This is a genomic window from Actinoplanes sp. NPDC051470 (assembly GCF_040682035.1).
Lineage (GTDB): Bacteria > Actinomycetota > Actinomycetes > Mycobacteriales > Micromonosporaceae > Actinoplanes.
In genome coordinates this window covers 136,199-159,572 of record NZ_JBFBAA010000007.1, presented here as the reverse complement: position 1 = coordinate 159,572, position 23,374 = coordinate 136,199, and the positions used below count along the sequence as shown (strand labels likewise).

Annotated in this window: 22 protein-coding genes and 1 tRNA gene; 11 read left to right on the top strand and 12 right to left on the bottom strand. The window is 70.7% G+C overall.

What is annotated here, in order from left to right:
- The first annotated feature begins 31 nt into the window (after positions 1 to 31).
- The 3 genes from AB0M54_RS15300 to AB0M54_RS15290 all read left to right on the top strand — a co-directional run bounded on the left by AB0M54_RS15300 (position 32) and on the right by AB0M54_RS15290 (position 2,519).
- Complete coding sequence (locus AB0M54_RS15300; RefSeq protein ID WP_364321017.1) at positions 32 to 574, top strand: TetR/AcrR family transcriptional regulator; 543 nt, start codon at positions 32 to 34, stop codon at positions 572 to 574.
- 74 nt (positions 575 to 648) lie between these two features.
- Positions 649 to 1,131, top strand: coding sequence for a sigma factor-like helix-turn-helix DNA-binding protein (locus tag AB0M54_RS15295; protein WP_364321020.1), 483 nt, complete (start codon positions 649 to 651; stop codon positions 1,129 to 1,131).
- 236 nt (positions 1,132 to 1,367) lie between these two features.
- Positions 1,368 to 2,519: a hypothetical protein gene (locus tag AB0M54_RS15290; protein ID WP_364471570.1), complete on the top strand. Its 1,152-nt coding sequence runs from the start codon at positions 1,368 to 1,370 to the stop codon at positions 2,517 to 2,519.
- Here the strand turns inward: AB0M54_RS15290 and AB0M54_RS15285 are convergent.
- Together AB0M54_RS15285 and gltX are read right to left on the bottom strand one after the other, a co-directional pair.
- The gene (locus AB0M54_RS15285; protein WP_364471567.1) at positions 2,516 to 3,160 is read right to left on the bottom strand and encodes a hypothetical protein; all 645 of its coding nucleotides are present in this window, start codon (positions 3,158 to 3,160) and stop codon (positions 2,516 to 2,518) included. The two genes, AB0M54_RS15290 and AB0M54_RS15285, sit on opposite strands and share 4 nt — an antisense overlap.
- A gap of 278 nt (positions 3,161 to 3,438) precedes the next feature.
- Positions 3,439 to 4,845, bottom strand: coding sequence for a glutamate--tRNA ligase (gene gltX, locus AB0M54_RS15280; RefSeq protein WP_364471564.1), 1,407 nt, complete (start codon positions 4,843 to 4,845; stop codon positions 3,439 to 3,441).
- Positions 4,846 to 4,977: 132 nt separating this feature from the next.
- On the opposite strand from gltX, the gene AB0M54_RS15275 reads away from it, so the two are divergent.
- Positions 4,978 to 6,348 (top strand): glycosyl hydrolase family 18 protein, encoded by a 1,371-nt coding sequence (locus tag AB0M54_RS15275; RefSeq protein WP_364321031.1) that lies wholly within the window; start codon positions 4,978 to 4,980, stop codon positions 6,346 to 6,348.
- A gap of 30 nt (positions 6,349 to 6,378) precedes the next feature.
- On the opposite strand, the gene AB0M54_RS15270 is transcribed toward AB0M54_RS15275, so the two are convergent.
- Positions 6,379 to 7,608: an MFS transporter gene (locus tag AB0M54_RS15270; RefSeq protein ID WP_364471561.1), complete on the bottom strand. Its 1,230-nt coding sequence runs from the start codon at positions 7,606 to 7,608 to the stop codon at positions 6,379 to 6,381.
- A gap of 148 nt (positions 7,609 to 7,756) precedes the next feature.
- On the opposite strand from AB0M54_RS15270, the gene AB0M54_RS15265 reads away from it, so the two are divergent.
- Both AB0M54_RS15265 and AB0M54_RS15260 read left to right on the top strand, forming a co-directional pair.
- Entirely contained in the window at positions 7,757 to 8,290 is a 534-nt protein-coding gene (locus tag AB0M54_RS15265; RefSeq protein ID WP_364471559.1) for a dihydrofolate reductase family protein, read from the top strand.
- An 11-nt stretch (positions 8,291 to 8,301) separates the two neighbouring features.
- Complete coding sequence (locus AB0M54_RS15260; protein ID WP_364471556.1) at positions 8,302 to 8,658, top strand: metalloregulator ArsR/SmtB family transcription factor; 357 nt, start codon at positions 8,302 to 8,304, stop codon at positions 8,656 to 8,658.
- On the opposite strand, the gene AB0M54_RS15255 is transcribed toward AB0M54_RS15260, so the two are convergent.
- The 6 genes from AB0M54_RS15255 to AB0M54_RS15230 form a co-directional block, all read right to left on the bottom strand.
- Entirely contained in the window at positions 8,626 to 10,743 is a 2,118-nt protein-coding gene (locus AB0M54_RS15255) for a methyl-accepting chemotaxis protein (protein WP_364471553.1), read from the bottom strand. The two genes, AB0M54_RS15260 and AB0M54_RS15255, sit on opposite strands and share 33 nt — an antisense overlap.
- A 79-nt stretch (positions 10,744 to 10,822) precedes the next feature.
- Positions 10,823 to 13,561 carry a pyruvate dehydrogenase (acetyl-transferring), homodimeric type gene (aceE, locus tag AB0M54_RS15250; protein ID WP_364321045.1) on the bottom strand — a complete coding sequence of 913 codons (2,739 nt, stop codon included), beginning with the start codon at positions 13,559 to 13,561 and terminating at the stop codon, positions 10,823 to 10,825.
- Positions 13,562 to 13,679: 118 nt separating this feature from the next.
- The gene (locus AB0M54_RS15245) at positions 13,680 to 14,084 is read right to left on the bottom strand and encodes a YjbQ family protein (RefSeq protein ID WP_364321048.1); all 405 of its coding nucleotides are present in this window, start codon (positions 14,082 to 14,084) and stop codon (positions 13,680 to 13,682) included.
- A 128-nt stretch (positions 14,085 to 14,212) separates the two neighbouring features.
- Positions 14,213 to 14,992 carry an ABC transporter permease subunit gene (locus tag AB0M54_RS15240; RefSeq protein ID WP_364321051.1) on the bottom strand — a complete coding sequence of 260 codons (780 nt, stop codon included), beginning with the start codon at positions 14,990 to 14,992 and terminating at the stop codon, positions 14,213 to 14,215.
- Positions 14,979 to 15,878 carry an ABC transporter ATP-binding protein gene (locus AB0M54_RS15235; RefSeq protein WP_364321054.1) on the bottom strand — a complete coding sequence of 300 codons (900 nt, stop codon included), beginning with the start codon at positions 15,876 to 15,878 and terminating at the stop codon, positions 14,979 to 14,981. The genes AB0M54_RS15240 and AB0M54_RS15235 overlap by 14 nt, the downstream gene beginning before the upstream one ends.
- Positions 15,875 to 16,327: a MarR family transcriptional regulator gene (locus AB0M54_RS15230; RefSeq protein WP_364471822.1), complete on the bottom strand. Its 453-nt coding sequence runs from the start codon at positions 16,325 to 16,327 to the stop codon at positions 15,875 to 15,877. The genes AB0M54_RS15235 and AB0M54_RS15230 overlap by 4 nt, the downstream gene beginning before the upstream one ends.
- Positions 16,328 to 16,493: 166 nt before the next feature.
- Between AB0M54_RS15230 and AB0M54_RS15225 the strand changes: the two genes are divergently transcribed.
- The 5 genes from AB0M54_RS15225 to AB0M54_RS15205 all read left to right on the top strand — a co-directional run bounded on the left by AB0M54_RS15225 (position 16,494) and on the right by AB0M54_RS15205 (position 20,882).
- Positions 16,494 to 18,686, top strand: a complete 2,193-nt coding sequence (locus AB0M54_RS15225) for a thiamine pyrophosphate-dependent enzyme (protein ID WP_364321301.1) — start codon at positions 16,494 to 16,496, stop codon at positions 18,684 to 18,686.
- A 94-nt stretch (positions 18,687 to 18,780) separates the two neighbouring features.
- Positions 18,781 to 19,212 carry a DUF3052 domain-containing protein gene (locus AB0M54_RS15220; RefSeq protein WP_364321057.1) on the top strand — a complete coding sequence of 144 codons (432 nt, stop codon included), beginning with the start codon at positions 18,781 to 18,783 and terminating at the stop codon, positions 19,210 to 19,212.
- Positions 19,213 to 19,671 (top strand): peroxiredoxin, encoded by a 459-nt coding sequence (locus tag AB0M54_RS15215; RefSeq protein ID WP_364321060.1) that lies wholly within the window; start codon positions 19,213 to 19,215, stop codon positions 19,669 to 19,671. It begins immediately after the preceding gene.
- 60 nt (positions 19,672 to 19,731) lie between these two features.
- Positions 19,732 to 19,803: transfer RNA gene (locus AB0M54_RS15210), tRNA-Val, on the top strand.
- 608 nt (positions 19,804 to 20,411) lie between these two features.
- Positions 20,412 to 20,882: a hypothetical protein gene (locus AB0M54_RS15205; protein ID WP_364321063.1), complete on the top strand. Its 471-nt coding sequence runs from the start codon at positions 20,412 to 20,414 to the stop codon at positions 20,880 to 20,882.
- 45 nt (positions 20,883 to 20,927) lie between these two features.
- On the opposite strand, the gene AB0M54_RS15200 is transcribed toward AB0M54_RS15205, so the two are convergent.
- From AB0M54_RS15200 to AB0M54_RS15190, 3 genes are read right to left on the bottom strand one after another with little or no spacing between them, the layout of a single operon-like run.
- Positions 20,928 to 21,269, bottom strand: coding sequence for a hypothetical protein (locus AB0M54_RS15200; protein WP_364471550.1), 342 nt, complete (start codon positions 21,267 to 21,269; stop codon positions 20,928 to 20,930).
- 48 nt (positions 21,270 to 21,317) lie between these two features.
- Positions 21,318 to 22,112: a TIGR02569 family protein gene (locus tag AB0M54_RS15195; protein WP_364471547.1), complete on the bottom strand. Its 795-nt coding sequence runs from the start codon at positions 22,110 to 22,112 to the stop codon at positions 21,318 to 21,320.
- Positions 22,109 to 23,335: an MFS transporter gene (locus AB0M54_RS15190; protein ID WP_364471544.1), complete on the bottom strand. Its 1,227-nt coding sequence runs from the start codon at positions 23,333 to 23,335 to the stop codon at positions 22,109 to 22,111. The genes AB0M54_RS15195 and AB0M54_RS15190 overlap by 4 nt, the downstream gene beginning before the upstream one ends.
- Between the last annotated feature and the right edge of the window lie 39 nt (positions 23,336 to 23,374).

Sequence of the window (23,374 nt, the reverse complement as noted above, 5' to 3'; positions counted from 1 at the left end):
CGCGGGAGGGCGGGGCGACAACCGTTACGGCGTGGATGACAAGCGGCGGCTGATTCTCGACCAGGCGCTCGCGCTCGTGGACGAGCAGGGACTGGGCGCCATGTCGATGCGCGCGGTGGCTCAGCGGGTCGGGCTCACGTCGATGGCGCTCTACCCGTACGTCGGGGGTAAGGACGCCCTTCTCGACGGCCTGGTCGACCTTCTCCACCTCGAGCTCGGCGCGGTCTGCGCCGGACCCGGCGACGCCGACTGGCGGCAGCGGCTCCGCGCCCTGGGGCGGGCGGTCCGCGCGCTCGCCCACGCGCATCCCGGCGCGTTCCCCCTGCTGCTGAACCGGTCCGCGGCCGGGGCCTCCGCCTCCTGGCTGACCGCCGCGCTGCGCGGGGTGCTGCACGACGCCGGCGCCGGCCCCGACGACGAGCCGCGCCTGGCCCGGATGATCTGCGCGTTCCTGCTGGGCTACGCGACCGGCGAGGTCACCGGCGGGCTGCCCGGCCGGCCCGGCGAGGGTGAGTACGACGCCGACCTCGACGACCTGGTGCGGCTGGTGGAGGTCGCCGTTCGGGGGCGGTGAGCACGGTTCTGCGTTGATCTTGCCTGCGGCGGCCTATAAATGGGTGCAAAAGGTACGCGACGCGGGGGCGTGAGATGGCAGGCGACAACGACGAGGGGCTGCACGACTTCGTGGCCGACCGCTACCGGGACCTGCGCAGGTCCGCCTTCCTGATGTGCGGGGACTGGGGCCTGGCCGAGGAGGTCACCCAGGCGGCGCTGGCCCGGTTCGTGAGCGACAGCGCCCGGAGCGCGGTGGAAGACCCCGACGCGTACGTGTACGCCGACGTGATGGCCGCCTTTCAGCGCAAGGCCCCGCGCCGCGAACACCTGTTCGTCGCCAGCCCCGACGCCACGACCGGCGACACCGACCCGATCCGGGCCGTCCTCGTCCTGGCCGCCCTGCACAAGCTGTCACCCCGGTGCCGAGCCGTGATCGTCCTGCGCCAGTGGGACAGCTTCACCGTCGACGAGACCGCCGACATCCTCGACCTGCCCGACGAGCGCGTCGAAGCCTACGAGGCGGCCGGCCTGGCCGCCCTGCAAGACCTGCTCAACCCCGAGGCGGTCCCGGCATGACCACAGCTCCCGGCCACGACGACGCCAAGCGCGGGTCAACCACCGAGATCGACCTAGGAAGCCCGGAGGCCGCCGCGGCCGAATCCTCCCGCGCTAGGTCGACGGCCGCCCGCGACGTCGAGGCCGCCATGACCGCCGCCCCCAAGAGGGCGGCGCCCAAACGCGCGACGACCCCCGCGTCGGCGGCACCTTCCGCACCGGCCGCGTCGCCCGCGTCGGTCGCACCTTCCTCTGGCTTGGCCGGCGACGCCACCCAGAACGGCAAGGCGGCTACGCCCGCCCAGAACGGGGTGCGCCTGGATGATCTCGCGCACGTTGCGGAGGGAGCCGCCTTGAGGAACGCCTCCGCAGTGGGGGACCAGAAAGGGACGCACGACGGGATCGCTGAGCGCGCGACCGATGACCTCCGCGAGCAGGCCGCTGAAGCCGCCGTGGGGACTGCTGGCCGCGATGAGGCAGATGACGCCGGTTCTGAGGTCGACGCGGCGGGAGCCGGCGGTGGGTCGTTGCGGGCCCCGGACGGCGAGGCGGGTGAAGCCGGTGTCGAGGTCGCGGCGGCTGAGGGTGCGGGCCGTGGTGGGGCGGTAGAGGGCGCGGGGCGTGGGGAGGCCGGGGAAGCCGGCGGCGGGGTGGATGCGGGACGGGGCGGGCTGCTGGCCGGGGTTCTGGTGGGGGAGCCGCCGGTTGGGGACGGGGTCGCGGCGGTCTATCGGCGGGCCGAGAAGATGCGGCGGCGGCGGGTTCGGAAGATTGTCGCGGCGGGGATGGTTTCGGCGGCGGTGGTGGCCGGCTTCGGGTATGCGCTGGCCACGGCGGCCATTCCGACGCCCTATCAGATGCGTCGGCAGGCCACGCCGGTGGTGGGGCCGGCGCCGGTGGTGGATCCGCTGCTGGTCGCGCTTCAGCCGGTTCTTCGGGACAACGGGCTCAAGGCGGTGCCTCGGGAGCCGGGGGCGGGGCCGGGCTGGCGGCAGTACGCGGTGGCCCACGCCACCACGGGGCGGCCTCGCGGGCTGGTCGAGGTGGCCGTCTACGCGGCGCCGGACGGGCTCTGTTTTCCGCTCCGGAACGATCGGCAGGCCTGCGCCCGGCCGATGGGTGACGGTGGCATGGAGTACGCCCGCTACAGCGACGACCGGGATGTGGACTGGCAGGTGCACGAGGCGATCGCCCGGCGGGTGTCGGACGGGCGGGTGATCGCGGTGATGGCCACCGGCGAACGCGGCACGGGCCGGCGGGCCGACGGGCGTCCGCCGCTCAGCGCCGCGCAGGTGGCCGGCGTCGCGGTGGACGTACGCGTCATGTCGGCTTTTGACCCGAACGAGGACTGCACCGGACCGGACGCCGCCTGCCCGGTGCTGAAAGTTCCGGTTCCTAAAGCCCGCTAGACCTTGCGGCGGATGAGGAACGCGATGCCGGCCAGGCCGAAGAGGATCACGATCAGGACCGCGCCGTTGAGCAGGAACAGCTGGCGCAGCTGGGTGAGCGCGTCGTTGACCGTGTCGACCGGGTTGACCTCTTCGGCCGTCGACCGCTCGGTGAACCCGCCGCCGATGCCGCCGTTCATGACGTCGCTGCGCTTCTCGAGCGGGACGCCGGCGTAGCGGAGGGATTCCGACATGGTCAGCCGGCCGTAGAACCAGCCGTCGACGGTCTTGCCGCTGGGCTGCTTGGCGGCGCGGTGGGCGCGGGGGCCGCCGACGGCCAGCGGGTAGAGGTCGTAGATCTGCTGCTGCTTGCCGGCCGCCGCGACGACGACGACGTACTTGACGCCGAGGTTCTTGGCCGTGGGGGCGGTGGTCTGCGGCGTCGCCGTGGACATCCAGCTGACCTCGCTGAGCAGGAGCTGGAAGAGCTCGCTCTGTTTGGCGCTGTAGATGGTGATCTTCTCGATCTTCGGACCGGTGATGATCACCGCGTTGGGCTTCGGCGCCTTGGGGGCCGCCTGAGCGGTGCCCGGCGCCAACCCGACGATCATCGCGAAAGCGACGGCGAGCGCGCAGGCCGCCGACACGAATCGGGTGATCACCCCTCGAACCATCCCGGCCTCCCCGCCGACCCGTGCCACGCCCCGTCGTAGACAGACTTCCCGGAAACTCGGCTCGCCGCATCTGACGAAGGGACGATTTGGAGCTATCTGGGATCCGCCGACCGGCCGATGCCTGCCGATGATCGGCAGGCGAATGGTATACGTAACCGGCAACCCGATGGGGGGCCGGTCACCCGGCCAGCGGACGGCCACATCTCTATGACGTCACCCGCCGGCCGGAGGTTGCCCCAGCTCGGATAACGGTTCGGACAACGGGATCAGAGACGGCCGCGGGCGGCGGCGATCCGGGCGAGCGTACGGTCGCGGCCGAGCACCTCGAGCGACTCGAAGAGCGGCAGCCCGACGGACCGCCCGGTGATCGCCACCCGGACCGGCGCCTGCGTTTTGCCCAGCTTGAGCCCGCGTGCGACGCCGACCGCCTCGAGCGCTTCCTTGAGCGGCTCCGCCGACCACTCCGGAAGTTCCGAGAACGCGGCGGCCGTAGCGTCCAAAATGTCCGCTGCGCCGTCTTTCATGGCCTTGGCCCAGGAAGCCTCGTCGATCGTGGGCTCGTCGAGGAAGAAGAAATCCACATACTCCACGATTTCCGACAAAACGGCAATGCGGGTCTGGGCCAGCGGCGCCACCGCCATGAAGACCGAGATGTCGAACGAGGCCGGCGCCCAGGGCGGGGCCGGGATCGTGTCGGTGCCGTTGAGCCAGGGCGCGCAGACCGACGCGAACTCCGAGGCGGTCAGCGCCCGGATGTAGTCGCCGTTGAACGCGCGCAGCTTCTTGACGTCGAAGAACGCCGGCGCGTGGCTGATCTCGTCGATGCGGTACTCCGCCTCGATCTCGGACCACGGCACGATCTCGCGGTCGCCGGACGGGGCCCAGCCGAGCAGCATCAGGTAGTTGCGCATGGTCGCGGCGAGGTAGCCCTCGTCGCGGTACGCCTCCAGCGCCACCTTGTCGCGCCGCTTGGAGAGCTTCTGGCGCTTCTCGTTGACGATCACCGGCACATGTCCCCAGACCGGGGGCTTGACGCCGAGCGCGTCCCAGAGCAGCTGCTGCTTGGGCGTGTTGGGCAGGTGTTCCTCGCCGCGGATCACGTGGGTGATGCCCATGGTGATGTCGTCGACCACATTGGCCAGCAGGAACACCGCGCTGCCGTCGCTGCGGGCGATGACGAAGTCTTCGAGCAGCTCGTTCTTGAACGTCGGCTCGCCCCGGACCAGGTCGTTGATCACGGTCTCGCCCTGGTCCGGCGTACGGAAGCGAAGGGCTGTCTTCTCGCCCGGGGCGAGCCCGCGGTCGCGGCAGAAACCGTCGTAGCCGGGCGTCTTGCCGGTGGCGCGCAGGGCGACGGCCTCACGGGTGCAGTCGCAGTAGTACGCGCGGCCCTCGCCGTAGAGCCGGGTGGCCGCGGCGGTGTGCTCGGCCGCGTAGGACGACTGGTAGTGCGGCCCCTCGTAGGCGCCGCGCTCGATGCCGATCCAGTCCATCGCCGCGAGGATGCCCTCGGTCCATTCCGGACGGTTCCGGCTGGCGTCGGTGTCCTCGACACGCAGCACGAACACGCCGTTGTGCTGCTTGGCGAAGATCCAGTTCTGCAGCGCCGAGCGGGCGCCGCCGACGTGGAACATTCCGGTCGGAGAAGGGGCGAAGCGTACGCGCACAGTCACCCGACAAGCCTACGGCGCTCGTCGACCCGGTTGTCACCGGGCTTCCATCACGTCATGTATTGACGAATATTAGTAAACCTTCTTAATATTCAGGCCCCGAACATTCACCTCCGTCAGTGAAGGGCCATCCCCATGAAGCGCAGACTTCGAGCCCTGGCCGCCTCCGCCGCGGTCCTCGTGGCCGGAACCACCGCCGCCTTCACCCTCCAGAGCCCGTCCCAGGCCGCCGTCCTCCCCAACGGCTTCAAGAGCGTCGGCTACATGCCGTCCTGGGCCGGCAGCGTCACCGCCATCCAGTACGCCAAGCTGACCCACATCAACTACGCGTTCGCGCTGCCCAACGCCAACGGGTCGCTCCAGCCGATCGAGAACACCGGCAAGCTCCAGCAACTGGTCACGCTCGGACACCAGAACAACACCAAGGTCTCGCTGGCGATCGGTGGCTGGAACGACGGCAACGACAACAACTTCGAGGCGCTCGCGGCCGGCTCCGGCACCCGTACGACGTTCGTGAACGCCGTGATGAGCGCGGTGCGCACCTACGGCCTCGACGGCATCGACATCGACTGGGAATACCCCGACTCCAGCGCCGAGAGCACCAACTACACCGCCCTGATGACCCAGCTCGGCAACGCCCTGCACGCCGAGGGCAAGCTGCTCACCGCGGCCGTGGTCAGCGAGGGCGGCACCGCCAACTTCGTCCAGCCGGCCGTGTTCGGCGTCGTGGACTGGCTGAACATCATGGCGTACGACGGCGGCAGCCCGCACGCCAACTACGACTGGTCGATCGCGGCGGCGAACTTCTGGAAGGGCCGCGGCCTGCCCAAGGCCAAGACCGTGCTCGGCGTGCCGTTCTACAGCCGGGGCGGCAGCGTCGACTACGTCGCGTACAGCGCCCTGGTCGCGCGGGACCCGGCGAACGCCAACCGGGACTGCACCTCGGCCGGCGAGTGCTACAACGGCCTGCCGACCATCCGCCGCAAGACCACCTGGGCCATGGCCAACGCCGGCGGCATCATGAACTGGGAGCTGTCGCAGGACACCACCGGCTCGACGTCGCTGGTCAGCGCGATCTACGAGACCGCGACGGGCGGGGGCACGACGCCGCCGCCGAGCGGGCGTACGGGTCAGATCACCGGCATCGCCGGCAAGTGCGTGGACATCAACGCGGCGAGCAGCGCCAACGGCACCGCGGTGCAGCTCTACGACTGCAACTCCTCGAACGCCCAGCAGTGGACCATCGGCGCCGACGGCACCATCCGCGGGCTGGGCAAGTGCCTGGACGTCAACGCCGCGGGCACGGCCAACGGCAGCCTGGTCCAGATCTACGACTGCAACGGCACCGGCGCGCAGAGCTGGTCGGCGCAGTCGAACGGGACGCTGGTCAACGCCGGCAGCGGCAAGTGCCTGGACGCCAGTGGCAACGCCTCGGCCAACGGCACCCGCCTGCAGATCTGGGACTGCTTCGCCGGCGCCAACCAGCGCTGGACCCTGCCGGCCTGACGCCTGCCCCGAGCAAGGCCGGGGCCGGCCTCACGGCACCGATCTGATCCGCGTGACCAGGACGCTGCCCAGCAGCATCACGGCCGCGGTGACCCCGAACAGCGTCGGGTATCCGCCCAGGTGGGTGACCAGGGGGGCGGAGATCGCCGGCCCCAGCACCTGCGGGGCGGACGACGCGATGTTGATCACGCCCAGGTCCTTCGCGCGGTCGTTGGCCGCGGGGAGGACCTGGGTGATCAGCGCGGTGTCCACCGCCAGGTAGATGCCGAAGCCCAGGCCCAGCACCAGCGCCGCGACGATGGCGGCGGGCCAGGTCGGCCGGAGCGCCAGGATCAGCGCCGCCACCGCCATCACCACGCCGGACCAGATCACGAAGATCTTGCGCCGGCCGGTGCGGTCGGACATCCGGCCGAAGAACACCGCCGTGAGCACCATCCCGACCGTGTAGAGCATGATCAGGATCAGCAGCCCGGTCTCCGGGTCGGCCAGCTTGACCCGGTCGGTCAGGAAATAGAGCAGGTAGAGCGTGCCGAGCGCGTTGCCGAGCAGCACCAGGAACCGGGTGCCCCAGGCCCACGCGAAGTCTGGGTGCTCACGCAGGCTGATCCGCCAGGTGGCCCGCACGACCTGGGTCCGCTCGATCGGATCGTCCGGTGTGGCCAGCGCGAACGGCACCCCGAGCGCGACCAGCACGACCGCGAGAACGGTATATCCGGTGGGTACGCCGGCGAAGACCGCGGTGACGAGTACGGCGCCGATCACCAGCCCGAGCGCCTGCGGCATGCCGACCCACCCGGACACGAACCCGCGCTGGGCCACCGGCACCCGGTCGGGCACCGCGGCGCTCAGCGAGGCCTGCATCGCGTTCAGCCCGACCTGGGCCACGCACCAGCCGACCGCGACGGTGACCAGGTCGGGCGCCTGGCCGAGCCAGGCCAGCGCCAGCGCCGCGGTCAGGCAGCCGCCCAGCGTCCACACGTGTCGCCGGCCGAAGGTCCGGCCGAACAGCCTCGGGCGGGTGCGGTCGGAGAGCATGCCGGCCAGCGGCGAGGCGAGGATGCTGCACACCGCGGCCAGGCCGGTGACCAGGCCCAGCGCCGCCTCCTTGCCGCTGATGCCGAGCGCGGCGATCTGGAGCGGCAGGAGGATCTGCACCGGGGTGAAGCTGGCCGTGAAGAGGCCGAGGTTGGCCGCGAAGAGCAGCCCGACCCAGGTCCGCCGGACCGGCACGACCGGCTCGGCGAGCGCCGCGACCGCCATCTGCACCCCTTGGGAAAGCTGAAAGTTTCTCGGAGATTAGACGTCCGGACAAACCCCGTCCAGTGTCGCTTGACGCCGCGCGGTCCGGATGCGTAATTTACCATCCAGCTAATTAACCAAGAGGTGAAGCACGAGGGGTGAGCTGAGGATGGGCAAGATCTACGCGGTGGAGTACGTGACTCTCGACGGCGTCTTCGAAGAGCCGTCCTGGAGCGGGCCCTACTTCAACGACGAGCTGCAGGACTGGCAGTTCCAGAACACCATGACCGCCGACATCCAGCTGCTCGGCCGGGTCACCTACGAGGGCTTCAAGGAGGCCTGGCCGGGGATGGAGGCCGAGACCGGCGAGTTCGGCCGCAAGTTCAACGCCATGCCCAAGCAGGTCGCCACCACCACGCTCACCGAGCCCGAGTGGAACGCGGCGTTCATCGAGGGTGACGTCGCCGAGGCGGTGCGCGGCCTCAAGGAACAGCACGACAACATCATCGTCAACGGCAGCGGCAACCTGCTCAACCACCTGACCAAGCACAACCTGGTCGACGAATACCGGATCATGGTCTTCCCGGTCGTGGTCGGCGCCGGCCGCAAGCTGTGGGACGACGGCACCAAGGTCGCCCTGTCGCTGGCGAACTCCTGGACCACCAAGACCGGTGTGGCCGTCCTGACCTACGTTCCGGCCTAGCGAACACCGGCGTGGCGACGGATCCTCTGAGCGTGGTCTTCGCCGCGCTCGCCGACCCGACCCGCCGGGCGATCCTGGCCCGCCTCGCCCACGGCCAGGTCACGGTCAACGAGCTGGCCGAGCCGTTCGAGCTGTCGCTGCCGGCCGTCTCCAAGCACCTCAAGGTGCTCGAGCGGGCCGGCCTGATCTCCCGCGGGCGCGAGGCGCAGTGGCGGCCGTGCCGGCTCGAGGCGGCGTCGCTGCGCCCGGCCGCCGACTGGGTCGACGACTACCGCCAGTTCTGGGACATCAGCCTCGACCGGCTCGACGCCCACCTGGACCGGGTCCGGGACCGGTCAGACGGTGAACCGGGCGACCAGGCCGGATAGCCGCCGGGCGGTGTCGTCGAGCTCGGTCGCGGCCTGGTGCGACACCGCGACGACGGTTCGGGTGCTCTCCACGGCCGAGCTCACCTCGCCGATGCCGGTGGCGATCTCCATGCTGCCGCCGGCCACCTCGTTGATGTTGCGGGTCATCTCGGCGGTGGTCGCGGCCTGCTCCTCGACCGCCGCCGCGATCGCCGTCTGGAAATCGTTGACCTGCCCGATCGCGGCGGTGATGCGGTCGATCGCGGTCACCACCCGGGCGGTGTCGCCCTCGATCGCGGTGACCCGGGTGGTCACGTCCTCGGTGGCCTTGGCGGTCTCCTGGGCGAGATCCTTGACCTCACCGGCGACGACCGCGAAGCCCTTGCCCAGGTCCCCGGCCCGGGCCGCCTCGATGGTCGCGTTCAGCGCCAGCAGGTTGGTCTGCTCGGCGATGCTGGCGATCAGCCGCACCACGTCCGCGATCTTGGTGGTCGAGCCGCGCAGCTCCTCGATCACCCCGGACGCGGTGGCGGTGAGCTCGACGCCGTCCCGGCCCGCCTTCGCCGCCTCCTGGGCGTTGCTGGAGATCTCGCCGATCGACGCGCCCATCTCCTCGGCGCCCGAGGCCACCGTCTGCACCGCGTGCGACACGCTCTCGGCCGACCCGGCCACCCGGCCCGCGCGCCCCGAGGCGGTCTCGGCCGAGGTGGTCAGGTCGGCGCCGGTGGACTTGACCTCGCCGGCCGCCCGGGAGACGTCCGCGGACGCGCCGTTCACCTCGACCATCACCTCGCGCAGCTCGGTCACCGCGCTGTTCAGCGCCGCGCCGGCCCGCCCGATCTCGTCGGTTGCGCCACCGGCCAGGGTGACGGTCAGGTCGCGGCGGGCCAGCCGGTCCAGGGCGCCGGTGAGGTCCCGGAGCCGCCCGGCGATCCGGCTGGACTGCACGGCGGCCACCGCTCCGCCCACCACGGCCAGCAGCAGCGCCGCGACCAGGAAGACGAGCAGCATGGTCCGGCGGCCGTCGCGCACCGCGTCCACCGCGCCCGTGGTGTCGGCGTCGTAACCGCCGACCGTGATCGCCCACGAGTATGGCGCGTAGAACGCGACCGTGGTCGTGGTGTCACCGGCCGGCGCCCCGGCCGCGCCGGGCAGCTCGAACGTGGCCTGCCAGGTGGCTCCGGCGGCCAGCTTCGGCGCCTCGGCGACGATCCGCTCGACGTAGCGTGTGCCGGCCGCGTCGACCGCGTCCAGGCCGGTCCGTCCGGCGGTGTCGTCCAGGCTGGAGGCGATCAGCCGGCCGGCGTCGGCCTTGCCCGTGCTGTAGACGCTGACCCAGCCGTTCTCCCGGATCTCGCTGGCGCTGATCGCCGCGGTCAGGTTCTTCAGCGCCTCGGCCTGTGGCACGCCGAAGTACAGCGCGCCGATCACCCGGCCGGAGGCGTCCTTGAGCGGGTCGTAAGCGGTGATGTACCAGGTGTCCACGACCATGGCCACGCCGCGGTACGACTTGCCCGCCTTGATCGCCGCCGCCACCGCGTTCGGGGCGCCGTCCGCCCCGGTGGTCGGGATGTAGGTGCCGATCGCCCGCGCCCCGCTCTTGGCCCGCACGTTGGTGCCCACCCGCAGCAGGTCGCCGGCGTCGTTCATCCGCTGGAAGACGGTCACCGTCCCGCCCACCAGCGAGGTCACGTCGTCCACGAACGGGGTCTTCCGTCGCAGGCTGGTGTTCTGGCCCAGCCACTGGCCGCCGATCGTCATCCGGGGCAGCCGGACCGTGCTTTTGGCCTGGCTGACCTGGTTGGTGGCGGTCCAGGTGACGGTCTCGCCGCCGAGCGTGGCGCCGCCGCGTTCGGCGAGCAGCTTCGTCACCGTACCCATCTGCCGTTGAACCCGGTTCTGGATCTCGTCACCGACCGTGGCGACCAGGCGCGACGATTCCTCGGTGCTGCGGGTCAGGTCCTCCGAGGTGAGCCGGCCGACCTGGGCCTCGGTGTCGTCCGCGAACGTGTCGCTCTGCCAGGCGCCCACCGCGAACAGCACCCCGGCGGTGCCGAGCACCCCGCCGAGCCCGAGAGCGAGGATCTTGTGTCGGATCTGGGCCATATCCGGCTATTCGGCGCACCCGAAAAACAACTGAGCGCGGGCTCCCGGAATTCGGGAACCCGCGCTCAGCGGAGTGGAACTAGCTGTCGCCGCCGGTCTCGCCGACCGGCGCCGCGGTCACGTCGTCGATCGCGTACTTCTGGGCCGCCTCGGCCGGGACGTGCGACGGGACCTTGCCGCGCATCGCGAGCTGGCGCAGCGTGGCCACGGTGACCGACTCGGCGTCGACGTGGAAGTGCCGGCGCAGCGCGTGCCGGGTGTCGCTCATGCCGAAGCCGTCGGTGCCCAGCGAGGTGTAGTCGCCCGGCACCCAGCGGCTGATCAGGTCGGGCACCGCCCGCATGAAGTCGCTGACCGCCACCACCGGGCCCTCGGAACTCTCCAGCTTCTGCTGGATGTACGGCTTCCGCGGCTGGTCGCCCGGGTGCATGAGGTTGTGTTCCTCGACCTCGATCGCGTCCCGTCGCAGCTCGGTCCAGGAGGTCACCGACCAGACGTCGGCCGCGACGCCCCAGTCCTGGGCGAGCAGGTGCTGGGCCTTGAGGGCCCAGCCCATGGCGCTGCCGGAGGCCAGGATGTTGGCCCGGGCGCCGGTCGCGTCGGAGGCCGGGGAGTACTTGTAGATGCCCCGGAGGATGCCGTCCGCGTCCACATCGGCGGGCTCGGCCGGCTGCACGATCGGCTCGTTGTAGATGGTGAGGTAGTAGAAGATGTTCTCCTGCTTCTCGCCGTACATCCGGTGCAGGCCGTTCTCGACGATGTGCGCGATCTCGAACGCGTACGCCGGGTCGTAGGCCACCACGGCCGGGTTGGTCGCCGCGATCAGCAGCGAGTGCCCGTCCTCGTGCTGGAGGCCCTCGCCGTTCAGCGTGGTCCGCCCGGCGGTCGCGCCCAGCAGGAAGCCGCGGGTCATCTGGTCGGCCGCCGCCCACAGCTCGTCCGCGGTCCGCTGGAAGCCGAACATCGAGTAGAAGATGTACAGCGGGATCATCGGGACGCCGTGCGTGGCGTAGGCCGTGCCGGCGGCGATGAAGCTGGCCGTGGAGCCGGCCTCGTTGATGCCCTCGTGCAGGATCTGGCCGTTCGTGGCCTCCTTGTAGGACAGGAACAGCTCCCGGTCCACCGAGGTGTAGGTCTGGCCGTGCGGCGAGTAGATCTTGCGGGTCGGGAACAACGAGTCCATGCCGAACGTACGGGCCTCGTCCGGGATGATCGGCACCCAGCGGGCGCCGAACTCCTTGTCCTTCATGATGTCCTTGAGCAGGCGGACGAAGGCCATCGTGGTGGCCACCTTCTGCTTGCCCGAGCCGCGCTTGACGTCGCCGAACCGGTCCGACGACGGGATGTTCAGCGGGATCGTGGTGGTGCGGCGCGACGGCAGGAACCCGCCCAGCTCCTTGCGGCGCTGCTGCAGGTATTGCATCTCGTCGGAGTTCTCACCCGGGTGGAAGTACGGCGGGAGGTACGGGTTCTCCTCCAGCTTCGAGTCGGGGATGTCGAGGTAGAGCCGGTCCCGGAACTGCTTGAGGTCGTCCAGGGTCAGCTTCTTCATCTGGTGCGTGGCGTTGCGGGCCTCGAAGTGGGAGCCCAGCGTCCAGCCCTTGATGGTCTTGGCCAGGATCACGGTCGGCTGGCCGGTGTGCTCGGTGGCCGCCTTGTACGCCGCGTACAGCTTCTTGTAGTCGTGGCCGCCCCGCTTGAGCTGCCAGATCTGGTCGTCGTTGAGTCCCTCGACCAGCTTCAGCGTGCGCGGGTCACGGCCGAAGAAGTTCTCCCGCACGTACGCGCCGGACTCGCCCTTGTAGGTCTGGTAGTCGCCGTCCGGCGTCACGTTCATCAGGTTGACCAGCGCGCCGTCGGTGTCCGCGGCGAGCAGCGGGTCCCACTCCCGGCCCCAGACGACCTTGATCACGTTCCAGCCGGCGCCGCGGAAGAACGACTCGAGCTCCTGGATCACCTTGCCGTTGCCGCGGACCGGGCCGTCCAGCCGCTGCAGGTTGCAGTTGATCACGAAGGTGAGGTTGTCGAGCTCTTCGCGGGCGGCCAGGCCGATCGCGCCGAGCGACTCGACCTCGTCCATCTCGCCGTCGCCGAGGAACGCCCAGACATGCTGCTGGCTGGTGTCCTTGATGCCGCGGTTCTGCAGGTAGCGGTTGAACCGGGCCTGGTAGATCGCGTTCAGCGGGCCGAGGCCCATGCTGACCGTCGGGAACTCCCAGAAGTTCGGCATCAGCCGGGGGTGCGGGTACGACGGCAGGCCGCCACCCGAGTGCGACAGCTCCTGCCGGAAGCCGTCGAGCTGGTTCTCGCTCAGCCGGCCCTCGAGGAACGCCCGCGCGTACATGCCGGGGGAGGCGTGGCCCTGGAAGAAGATGTGGTCGCCGCCGCCCGGGTGGTCCTTGCCCCGGAAGAAGTGGTTCATGCCCACCTCGTAGAGCGAGGCCGACGAGGCGTACGTCGAGATGTGACCGCCGACACCGATCTCGGGACGCTGCGCGCGGTGGACCAGCATCGCCGCGTTCCACCGGATGAACGCCCGGATGCGCCGCTCGACGAACTCGTCACCCGGGAACCAGGGTTCCTGCTCGGGCGGGATCGTGTTGATGTAGTCGGTCGAGGTCAGCGGCGGCACGCCGACCTGCCGCTCGCGCGCCCGTTCGAGCAGGCGCAGCATCACGTAACGGGCTCGTTTGGCGCCACGTTCGTCGATGACCCCGTCCAGCGACTCGACCCACTCGTTCGTTTCCTCGGGGTCGATGTCCGGAAGCTGGCTCGGCAGGCCGTCGCTGATCACCGGGCGCTTGCGCTCCGTAGCCACAGGCAGTCCTCTTGTCGTGTGTCGGCCGCGCGCCGCATTGTGTGCGCCACGCGGTGTTGTCTCCATCCTGCCCCTTGGCGGTCCCAAGCGTCACGCCGACCGTCGTACCCGCGGGTAACTAACCGTTCAGGAAACTGAAACGTACCTGGCGGGTCTGATTGTCCCCGTTGGGGTCGACCAGGCACAGCGACTGCCACGTGCCGAACGCGATCTGCCCGCCGAGCACCGGCAGCGTCGCGTACGGCGGGATCCAGGCCGGCAGCACATGGTCGCGCCCGTGCCCCCGCGACCCGTGCCGGTGCCGCCACTTGTCCTCGGCCGGCAGCAGGTCGTCGATGGCCGTGAGCAGGTCGTCGTCCGACCCGGCGCCGGTCTCGATGATCGCCAGCCCGGCCGTGGCGTGTGGCACGAAGACGTGGAGCAGCCCGTCACCGAGCGAACGCACGAAGTCGGCGGCCTCGCTCGTGATGTCGCGGACCACCGGCCGGTCGCCGGTGCGGATGGTGATCACCTCGGAACGCATCACCTAGAAGTACAGGTCGATCACGAGGAAGGCCACACCGGACATCGAGAGGCACAGCACGCTCAGCGAGAACGTACGCAGGATCACACGACGAGTGCAGCATCACACCCGGAGGCGTCGCAGCCGAATCAGCCGATGTCACGCCGGGTGAAGACGAAGCTCCCGGCGAGCACCAGCAGCACCGCGGTCGCGGCCAGCGCCGCCGCGCCCGGCTGGAGACCGTCCAGCATCGGCGACCCGCCGAGATACCAGTGGAAGATCGACCCGTTCCGGGTCCAGGACAGGCCGTCGACCATCGGCATGACGCTGTTGGCCAGGTATCCGACCACCGCCACGACCGCGCCGGCGCCGAGGGCGACCGCGCGGCTGCCGGTCGCCGCCCCGGCCGCGAACGCCACCGCGCCCAGGCACGCGCCGAGGAGCACCAGCTGCAGGTTCATCGCCACCAGCCCACCGACCGGCACGTCGCCGAGCTGGGCCGCGCCGCGCACCGCCAGCATCGCCGCGAGCAGCGCCGCGCCGACCACGACCAGGCCGGCCAGCAGCGCGGCGAACCGCTGCAGGGCCAGGGTGAGCCGGCCCACCGGATGGGCCAGGATCAGGTCGAGCGTGCCCTCGCCCTCGTCACCGGCCACCGCGCGGGCGCCCCACGTGATCGCGAACACCGCGATCAGCAGCGGCGCCATCAGCCCGTAGACCGTGCTGCCCAGGTAGCCCGCCGCCGACGTCAGGTCGCTCATGTTGAACGCGGCCAGCATGTCCTGCGGGTAGGCGGCCAGGGCCTTGGACATCTCCGGCGTACGCATGGAAGGCCAGAAAGCGGCGTACATCAGACCGACGCCGGCGATGGCCACCGTCCAACCCGGCAGCGATCGTCGGTTCTCCCAGAGCGCTCTAAGCAGCAACATGCTGATCCCCGTAGAAGTGGAAGAAGATCTCGTCCAGGTCGGGCTCCTCGCAGAGGAGATCGACCACGGTGTGCCGGGCCGCCGCCTTGACCAGCTCGTCGGTGTGCCCGGCGAGCCGGCCGCGCACGGTCGCGCCGGTCACCGTGACGTCGGTGAAGCCGGGCAGCCCCTGGAACTCGTCCGCCGGCGCCGGGCCGGCCAGCGTGAGCGTGACGCTGCGCACAGCGTGTTCCCGCAGCGAGTGGACACTCTCCACGGTGATCAGCCGGCCGTCCCGGATGATGCCGACCCGGTCGGCGGTCTGTTGCACCTCGCTCATCACGTGCGACGACATGAAGACCGTCGCGCCGCGCGCCGTCGCCTCCCGGACCAGGTGGACGAACTCCTGCTGGAGGAACGGGTCGAGCCCGCTGGTCGGCTCGTCCAGCACCAGCAGCTCGGGCTCGTGCATGAAGGCCTGGACCAGCCCGACCTTCTGCCGGTTGCCCTTGGACAGGCCGCGGATCGGCCGATCCAGATCGAGGTCGAGACGGTGGGCCAGCTGGGCGAACCGGTCGCGGCCCCGGCCGCCACGCAGACCGCTGAGGTACGCCAGGAGCTGGCGTCCCGTCTGTCGTCCGGCCACGACGAAGTCCCCGGCCAGGTAACCGATCCGCCGGCGCAGCTCGACGCCGTCCCGCCGCGGGTCGAGGCCCAGCACGCTGACCTCGCCGCCGGTCGGCCGGATCAGGTCGAGCAGGATCCGGATCGTGGTCGACTTGCCGGCGCCGTTGGGGCCCAGGTAGCCGTACACCTCACCGCTCTCGACCTGGAGATCGAGCCCGGCGAGGCCGCGGCGACCGCGGCCGTAGGTCTTCACCAGACCGCGCGTGCTGATGGCCGTCATGTCTCTCCCCGTTCCCGGTGGTAGCGCTCGATCAGCTTGGGCAGCTCGACCTCGATGAACGCGTAGAAGTCGCGGGTCTCGCGCAGCCGTTCCGCCCCCGGCGCGTCGCGGCCGCCGACCACGTCGAGCCCGCGGTCCATCAGCTCACGGAACTGCGTGAACTTCTCCGACCCGGCGGCCCGCATGAGCGCGTCCGGCGCCATCCGGAAGAAGGTCCCCCGGCGGCCCGGCATCGCGACCCGGTGCACCAGCCCGGCCGTCTCGAGCATGCGAAGGCCGCCGCTCACCGAACCCTTGGACAGCCCGAGCGCCGCGGTGATCTCGGCGCCGCTCTGTGCCGCCGGTTCGCAGATCAGGAGCCAGCCCATCAGCTTCCCGTACGCCTGGGGCATGCCCATGCTGGTCAGGACGAGCCCGGCATCTTCGGCGTACCGACGTTCGGGGGCCAGTTCGGTCACGTAAGTTCCTCAAGGTTCAGAATGTTCTAAACCTTGAAGCTACTCCGGGTGTCGGTGACTGTCCACAGCGTTGGCGCGTCTCGCATGGGTCGGCAACGATGGACCCGTGACCACCCCGCAGAACCTCGACGAGCGATTCCGGGACGCGGTGTCCGCGTTGGAGCCGCCCGCCGAGCGACGCTCGCCCGACGAACCCGTCCGGGACGGCTCCGCGCTCACCGGAGCCCAGGCTCAACTGCTCTTCGACGCCCAGCTCACCAGCCGCCACCTCGACCTCGCGGCCCGCTGGCTGCGCAGCTTCAACGAGGGCTTCTACACGATCGGCTCCTCCGGACACGAGGGCAACGCGGCGCTGGCCGCCGCCCTGCGCCCGTCCGACCCGGCCTTGCTCCACTACCGCTCGGCCGGCTTCTTCCTGGCCCGGGCCGGCGCCGCCTCATCGTCGGCCGACGCCCTGATCACGGCCGCCCGCGATGTGCTGCGCGGCGTCGTCGCCTCCTCGCTCGAACCCATCGCCGGCGGGCGCCACAAGGTGTTCGGGCGCGCCGACCTGAACATCATCCCGACCACCTCGACGATCGCCTCCCACCTGCCCCGGGCCGTCGGCCTGGCCCGTGTCACCGCCGACGACGGCCTGGTCGTCGCCTCCTTCGGCGACGCCTCGGTCAACCACGCCTCGGCCGTGGCGGCGCTGAACACGGCCGGATACTTCGGGCACACGTCCGTGCCGCTGCCGCTGCTGTTCGTGTGCGAGGACAACGGCTGGGGCATCAGCGTGCCGTCGCCGTCCGGCTGGGTCGGCTCCGTGCTGTCCACCCGGCCCGGGATCCGCTACTTCACGGCCGACGGGTGCGATCTGGCCGCCGTCTTCGATGCGACCTCCTCCGCCGCCGAGTTCGTGCGCTCCACGCGTACCCCCGCCGTTCTTCATCTCTCGATGGTGCGGCTGATGGGTCACGCCGGGGCGGACGCCGAGGTGGCCTACCGCTCGGCCGACGAGATCGCCGCCGACCTGAGCCGCGACCCGCTGGTCCGCACGGCCGAACTGCTCGTCGAGGCCGGCCAGAGCAAACCCGACGACCTGATCTCCCGGTACGACGAGATCGGCTGGCAGGTCCGCAAGGTCGCCGAAGACGTCATCGGCGAACCCAAGCTGTCCGGCGCCGCCGACGTGATCGCCCCGCTCGCCCCGCGCCGGCCGCTGCGCGCCGCACGCCACATCGCCGACGCCGCGGTCCGGGCCACCGGCATCGCCGCCAAGGAACGCTCCCGGGTCTTCGGCGGCAAACCGCCCGAGCAGAACGGCCCGCTCACCCTGGCGCAGACCATCAACGCCGCGCTCACCGACACCATGCTCGGCCAGCCGGGCGCCGAGATCTTCGGCGAGGACGTCGCCCGGAAGGGTGGCGTCTACGGGGTCACCAAGAACCTGCGCGACCGGTTCGGCTCCGACCGGGTCTTCGACACGCTGCTCGACGAGACCAGCATCCTCGGGCTGGCGCTCGGCGGCGGGCTGCGCGGGCCCGGGCTGGGCGAGCGGCTGCCGATCCCCGAGATCCAATACCTGGCCTACCTGCACAACGCCGAGGACCAGCTGCGCGGCGAGGCGGCCACGCTGTCGTACTTCTCACAGGGCGCCTACCGGAACCCGATGGTGGTCCGGGTGGCCGGGCTCGCCTACCAGCCCGGCTTCGGCGGCCACTTCCACAACGACAACGCGGTCGCCGTGCTGCGTGACGTGCCCGGCCTGGTGGTGGCCGTGCCGGCCCGGCCCGGCGACGCGGCGGCCATGCTGCGCTCCTGCGTGGCGTCCGCCGCGGTCGACGGCAGCGTGTGCGTCATGCTCGAGCCGATCGCCCTCTACCACACCCGTGACCTGTACGAACCGGGCGACAACGAGTGGCTGGCGCCGTACACCGAGCCCGGCCGATGGAACGACGAGCACGTCCCGGTCGGCCGCGCCCGCACCTACCCGGTCGGGTCGGCCGACGCCCTGACCATCGTCACCTACGGCAACGGCCTGCGGATGTCGCTGCGGGTGGCGGCCAAGCTGGCCGACGAGGGGTACGGCTCCCGCGTGGTCGACCTGCGCTGGCTGTCCCCGCTGCCCACGGCCGACCTCCGGCGCGAGGCGGCGGCCACCGGACGCGTCCTGATCGTCGACGAGACCCGGCGCACCGGCGGCGTCGGCGAAGGCATTCTGGCCGCCCTGGTGGACGGCGGATTCGTCGGATCGGCCAGGCTCATCGCTTCGGCCGATTCCCTGATCCCGCTCGGTCCGGCAGCCTCGTACGTCCTGGTCGGTGAAGATGCCATCACACAGGGTGCCCACGCCCTGCTGGCACGGTAAATTGCCACACACTCGGTGCGCCACTTGCGCGCGGGCCTGCAAGTGTGTGGACTGACCCCCAGTCAAGACAGAACCGTATAGGAGGAATTAGACAGTGAGCGCGACCGCTGGTCAGGCCGACGGCGTACGCAGCCTGGCGGACCGGTTCGGCCTCGAGCCGGACATGGTGGTCATGGAGATGGGATACGACGACGATGTCGACGAATCCCTACGTGACGCCCTGACCGAACGCGTTGGTGATTTGGTCGATGAGGACACCGACGAGGTCGTCGACGCGGTGCTGCTGTGGTACCGCGACGGTGATGGTGATCTGTTCGAGCTGCTCACCGACGCCCTGAACCCCCTCGCCGACGGTGGCGTGGTCTGGTTGCTGACCCCGAAGGCGGGTCGCGACGGGCACGTCGAGCCGAGCGACGTGACCGAATCCGCCCCGGCTGCCGGACTTCAGCAGACGTCCACGCTGAACGCGGGCAAGGACTGGACCGGGGCCCGACTGGTCGCACCGCGAGCCGCGAAGAAGAAGTAGATGCCGCTGGCGGTGGGTGAACAGGCGCCGGACTTCACCCTCAAGGACCAGAACAACCAGGAGATCAGCCTGCACGACTTCGCCGGACGCAAGGCGGTGCTGCTGATCTTCTACCCGTTCACGTTCACCGGCACCTGCCAGGGCGAACTCACCGAGGTCGCGGAACACCTGGACGAATACCAGAACGACCACGTCCAAGTGCTGGCCGTCAGCGTCGACTCCACCTACGCCCACAAGGTGTGGGCCACGGAGAAGGGCTTCGACTTCCCGATCCTGGCCGACTACTGGCCACACGGGGGCGTGGCCCAGGCGTACCAGGTCTTCCACACCGCCGGCGGCTTCGCCAACCGTGGCACCTTCATCATCGACCGCGGCGGAACCATCGTCCTCGCCGAGGAACTGGGTCCCGGCGAACGCCGCGACCAGGCAGCCTGGCGAGCAGCCCTGGCGGCGCTGTAGACGGTTTCCCAGCTCCGATAGAATGACCATCCCGGCGGCGCGCTCCTGGCGCGTCGACCCGGGCGCGTAGCTCAGTGGGAGAGCACTCGCCTTACAAGCGAGGGGTCGTAGGTTCGAAACCTACCGCGCCCACGTTCCGGGGAGGAGTCTGTTCGCGGAACGCGCTCACCGGGTCCTCACGTCATGCTGGCTCCGGGGGCCGAGCCCCCGGACGCCCCCACGGTGTCGCTTGCCGCCGGCTTTGCGGTGGGCTGGCCGCCACGTCTTCGACGGGCCGCCACCCTTTGGGCTTAGACCTTGAGGTCAGCTTCATGACATCGAGACGACGATATGACGCATGTCATGCACTCGGATGGTGGGGAGGCCGGCTGCTGACCGAAGGTTTGGCGAAGTGCCGGTTCAGGTTGCGCAGCACAGGCATTTGTTACGGACGTCCTCCAGGACGGCGGAGTTAGAGCGCGTACCAGAGCCGAGTTGTCGCGTTCATCGGCCAAAAGACCACATCGACATTCGAGCCGAGACAGATCACAGATTTCGGTTCTGCGAATCGTTGTGTAAATCCGGCCGGCCCGGCATTGCGATTGGCCGGGCCTGGTGAAGTTTGAACTCCGCGCCTTGCTCGGTCAGGGCGATCGGTGCTGCCTGGCGGTCTTGCGGTGTGGTGCGTCCTGTCAGCGGATCGAGAAGCTCGGACTCTCGCGGCTTGACCCTCGATCTGGTCGAGGGGTCAGGCTCTCTGCATGGCTGATGAGGTTATGGCGGCGGTGGGGGCTGCGGTTGAGCTTGGGCGGGCGGGGGAACGAGGGGCGGCCCGGGACGCGCTTGCGGGGCTGTGGGAACGGGTGGGGGAGGGTGGGGATGCGCTGCATCGGTGCAGCGTGGCGCACTATTTGGCTGATCTTCAGGATGACCTGACGGATGAGCTCGTCTGGGATCTGCGGGCGTTGGCGGCGGTCTCGGATCTGGATGATCAGCGGGCTCGCCGGTATGACGGGGCGTGGCAGGTTCGGGCGTTTCTGCCGTCGCTGCATCTCAATTTGGCCGATGTGTATCGGCGGCTCGGGAGGCTGGCCGAGTCGCGGGAGCATCTGGCGGTGGCGGTCACGCATGTTGATGCGCTTCCGGATGATGAGTACGGGGCGATGATTCGCGGTGGAGTTGACCGGGTGGGGACGGCGCTGGCGTCTGGTTCGCGGGGAGCGCTGGAGTGAGTGGGCAGCTCAGCCCGGCGGACGCGGCACGGGCCGGACTGTCGCTCAGGTCGCGGAGGGGGCGGGGCCGTCGTGTGCGCGTACCTCAGCTTGATCTTGATCTTCGTAGCGCCGCAGGCCTGAGTGGGTGGGTATCAGGGTCAGCAGGTAGCCGAAGCGGTGGCCGTCGGCGCTGGAGAGGACCTGGCCGGCGAAGCTGTCCCACTCGGCGGCCTGGCGGCGCCAGCGGAGGTCGGACTCGTACTGGGTGCGGCGGACCGCCTCCAGGTGGATCTTGGCGGCCGCCATGGCCTCGAGGTGTCGTCGATAGAGGAAGAAACCTGCCCAAACCGAGGCGACGGCGACCGCGCAGCCACCGACCACCGCGCCCAGCCAGAATGCGGCCATTCCCGCACCGTAACCCCTGCGTCGGCCCTGCGTAATGGGCCTGTCGGGTCATTGACCGGCGTAGCTCAGGACCCGGCCGACGGTGGGGCGGTAGGCGTCGTCGGGCGGCTGCTCCCAGCGGGCGGCGGACCAGGTGGCGATGCGGTAGATCAGGGCGCGGACCAGCATCTGGGGCCACTCGGCGAAGTGCCGCTCCCAGCGGGTGATCACACCTGGGCCGGCCCGGTGCCAGACCAGGGCGTCGGCCACCGCCACGGCGGCCGACCAGGCGGTGGGGCGGTGGTAGGCCGGCCAGTCGATGATCGCCGGCGGCAGGCCCTCGGCGAACAGGACGTTGCCGAGCAGGTCGCCGTGGACGACCTGACTGTCCGCCTCCACGGGGCGGCGGGCGGCCAGGAGCGGCTCGAGCAGGCGGCTGGGTGCGGTCGCGCCGGGCGGAACCGGCTCGCCGAAGGCCAGGCGGTCGCCCCAGCTCCACGGGTCGTCCCGGTCGTCCAGGAACGACGGGCGGGGCAGGCCCGGCAGCGCGGCGTGGAAGGCCTCGCCGGCCCGGATGACGTCGTCGACGCGACCGGGGTCGGGCTCGCCGGGCAGCCAGGTCGTCGCCTCCCAGCCGTCGACGACCACCTCGCCGGTGGCGGTGCGCAGCGGCTGCGCGACGCGGAACTCGGCTGACGGTGGCAGGGCGGCCAGCACCGAGGCGCGCCAGACGGTCTCGGGCTCGCCCTCGGCCGGCTTCAGGACGGCGGGGCCGCAGCGCCACGTGCCGCCCTTGCCCCCGCTGAGCGGCCGGGCCGGGCCGGTCAGGCCGAACGCGCGGAGCACCGGCGACGGGACGGTCACCCGGCCAACTCTTCCACCGGTCCCATGACCCGGATGCCCCGGCTGACCGTGGCGGCGACCGCCGAGACGGCCACCGCCGTGGCGAAGAACAGGATCGCCACAGCGCTGCCCCAGGCGGTGATCAGCGTGCCGGCCAGCAGCGGCGCCGACGAGGCGACCGAGGTGGCGACCGTGATCACCACGCTGACGACGCGGCCCTGGAGGCGGTCGGGGGTGATCGCGGCCTGGTGGGCGAAGAGCGCGGCGTTGGAGGCGGGGCCGAGGAAGACGGCGGCGGCGATCGGCACGGCCGCGGCCACGCTCTCGGCGAACAGGGCGCTGCAGGCCAGGAAGGCGGCGGCGGTCCAGCAGATGCCGCGGATCAGGACCGGCAGGCGGACCCGGGACTGCAGCGTCGGCGCCACCAGGGCGCCGAGCAGGCCGCCGACCGCGACGATGGTCTCCACTGTGCCGATCACCGAGGGCGGGGTGTGGTGCCGCTGCAACGTGACGATGAGCGTGAAGATGATGCCCTGGATGGCGAAGTTCAGCGGGGCCGCGATCAGCAGGACGGCCCGCAGGAACGGGTTGCCGAAGACGAACCGCAGACCCTCGGCGAGCGCGCTCGCGTGGCCGGCCGGCTGCTCGGCGCGCGGCTGCTGGAGCGGGCGGCGGATCAGCGCCACGCCGATCAGGGACAGCAGGAAGGTCGCCGCGTTGCCGACGAACGGCAGCGACCGGGCCAGTTGGAAGAGCAGACCGCCGATCGGGGGCCCGGCCAGCGAGGTGGCGTACGAGCGGGCCTCGTTGCGGGCCACCGCGGCCGGCAACTGGGCCACCGGCACGATGGTGCGCAGCGCGGAGTGCTCGGCCGTGCCGAAGCAGGCCTGGGCCGACGCCGCGATCACCGTGACCAGGACCACCACGGCGAGCGTGGCCGCGCCCCGCATCGCCAGCACGCCCAGGGCGCCGAAGGCCAGCAGGCGCACCACGTCGCAGGCCAGCATCACCCGGCGGCGGTCGACCCGGTCGGCCAGCACCCCGGCCGGCAGCCGGCCCAGGACGATCACGGCCAGGCCGACGGTGCCGACCAGGCCGGCCTGCGCCGGCGAGCAGCCGGAGCCGAGCAGGAGCAGGGGCACGGCCAGCGCGGCGATCGCGCTGCCCAGGTCGGACAGGGCCTGGCTGAGCCATAGGAGGGTGAACTCGCGGTTGCGCCACAGGCTTCCCGGCGCCGCCGTCATCCATCGACTGTCGCCGTGCCGTCATGCGTGGTCAAGGTG

What these genes read in the sequence shown, in the direction of transcription:
- AB0M54_RS15295 (WP_364321020.1), top strand. Translation starts at nt 649, where the DNA reads ATGGCAGGCGACAACGACGAGGGGCTGCACGACTTCGTGGCCGACCGC.
- AB0M54_RS15275 (WP_364321031.1), top strand. Translation starts at nt 4,978, where the DNA reads ATGAAGCGCAGACTTCGAGCCCTGGCCGCCTCCGCCGCGGTCCTCGTG.
- AB0M54_RS15270 (WP_364471561.1), bottom strand. Translation starts at nt 7,608, where the DNA reads ATGGCGGTCGCGGCGCTCGCCGAGCCGGTCGTGCCGGTCCGGCGGACC.
- AB0M54_RS15265 (WP_364471559.1), top strand. Translation starts at nt 7,757, where the DNA reads ATGGGCAAGATCTACGCGGTGGAGTACGTGACTCTCGACGGCGTCTTC.
- AB0M54_RS15255 (WP_364471553.1), bottom strand. Translation starts at nt 10,743, where the DNA reads ATGGCCCAGATCCGACACAAGATCCTCGCTCTCGGGCTCGGCGGGGTG.
- AB0M54_RS15245 (WP_364321048.1), bottom strand. Translation starts at nt 14,084, where the DNA reads ATGCGTTCCGAGGTGATCACCATCCGCACCGGCGACCGGCCGGTGGTC.
- AB0M54_RS15240 (WP_364321051.1), bottom strand. Translation starts at nt 14,992, where the DNA reads ATGTTGCTGCTTAGAGCGCTCTGGGAGAACCGACGATCGCTGCCGGGT.
- AB0M54_RS15235 (WP_364321054.1), bottom strand. Translation starts at nt 15,878, where the DNA reads ATGACGGCCATCAGCACGCGCGGTCTGGTGAAGACCTACGGCCGCGGT.
- AB0M54_RS15215 (WP_364321060.1), top strand. Translation starts at nt 19,213, where the DNA reads ATGCCGCTGGCGGTGGGTGAACAGGCGCCGGACTTCACCCTCAAGGAC.
- AB0M54_RS15205 (WP_364321063.1), top strand. Translation starts at nt 20,412, where the DNA reads ATGGCTGATGAGGTTATGGCGGCGGTGGGGGCTGCGGTTGAGCTTGGG.
- AB0M54_RS15200 (WP_364471550.1), bottom strand. Translation starts at nt 21,269, where the DNA reads ATGGCCGCATTCTGGCTGGGCGCGGTGGTCGGTGGCTGCGCGGTCGCC.
- AB0M54_RS15190 (WP_364471544.1), bottom strand. Translation starts at nt 23,335, where the DNA reads ATGACGGCGGCGCCGGGAAGCCTGTGGCGCAACCGCGAGTTCACCCTC.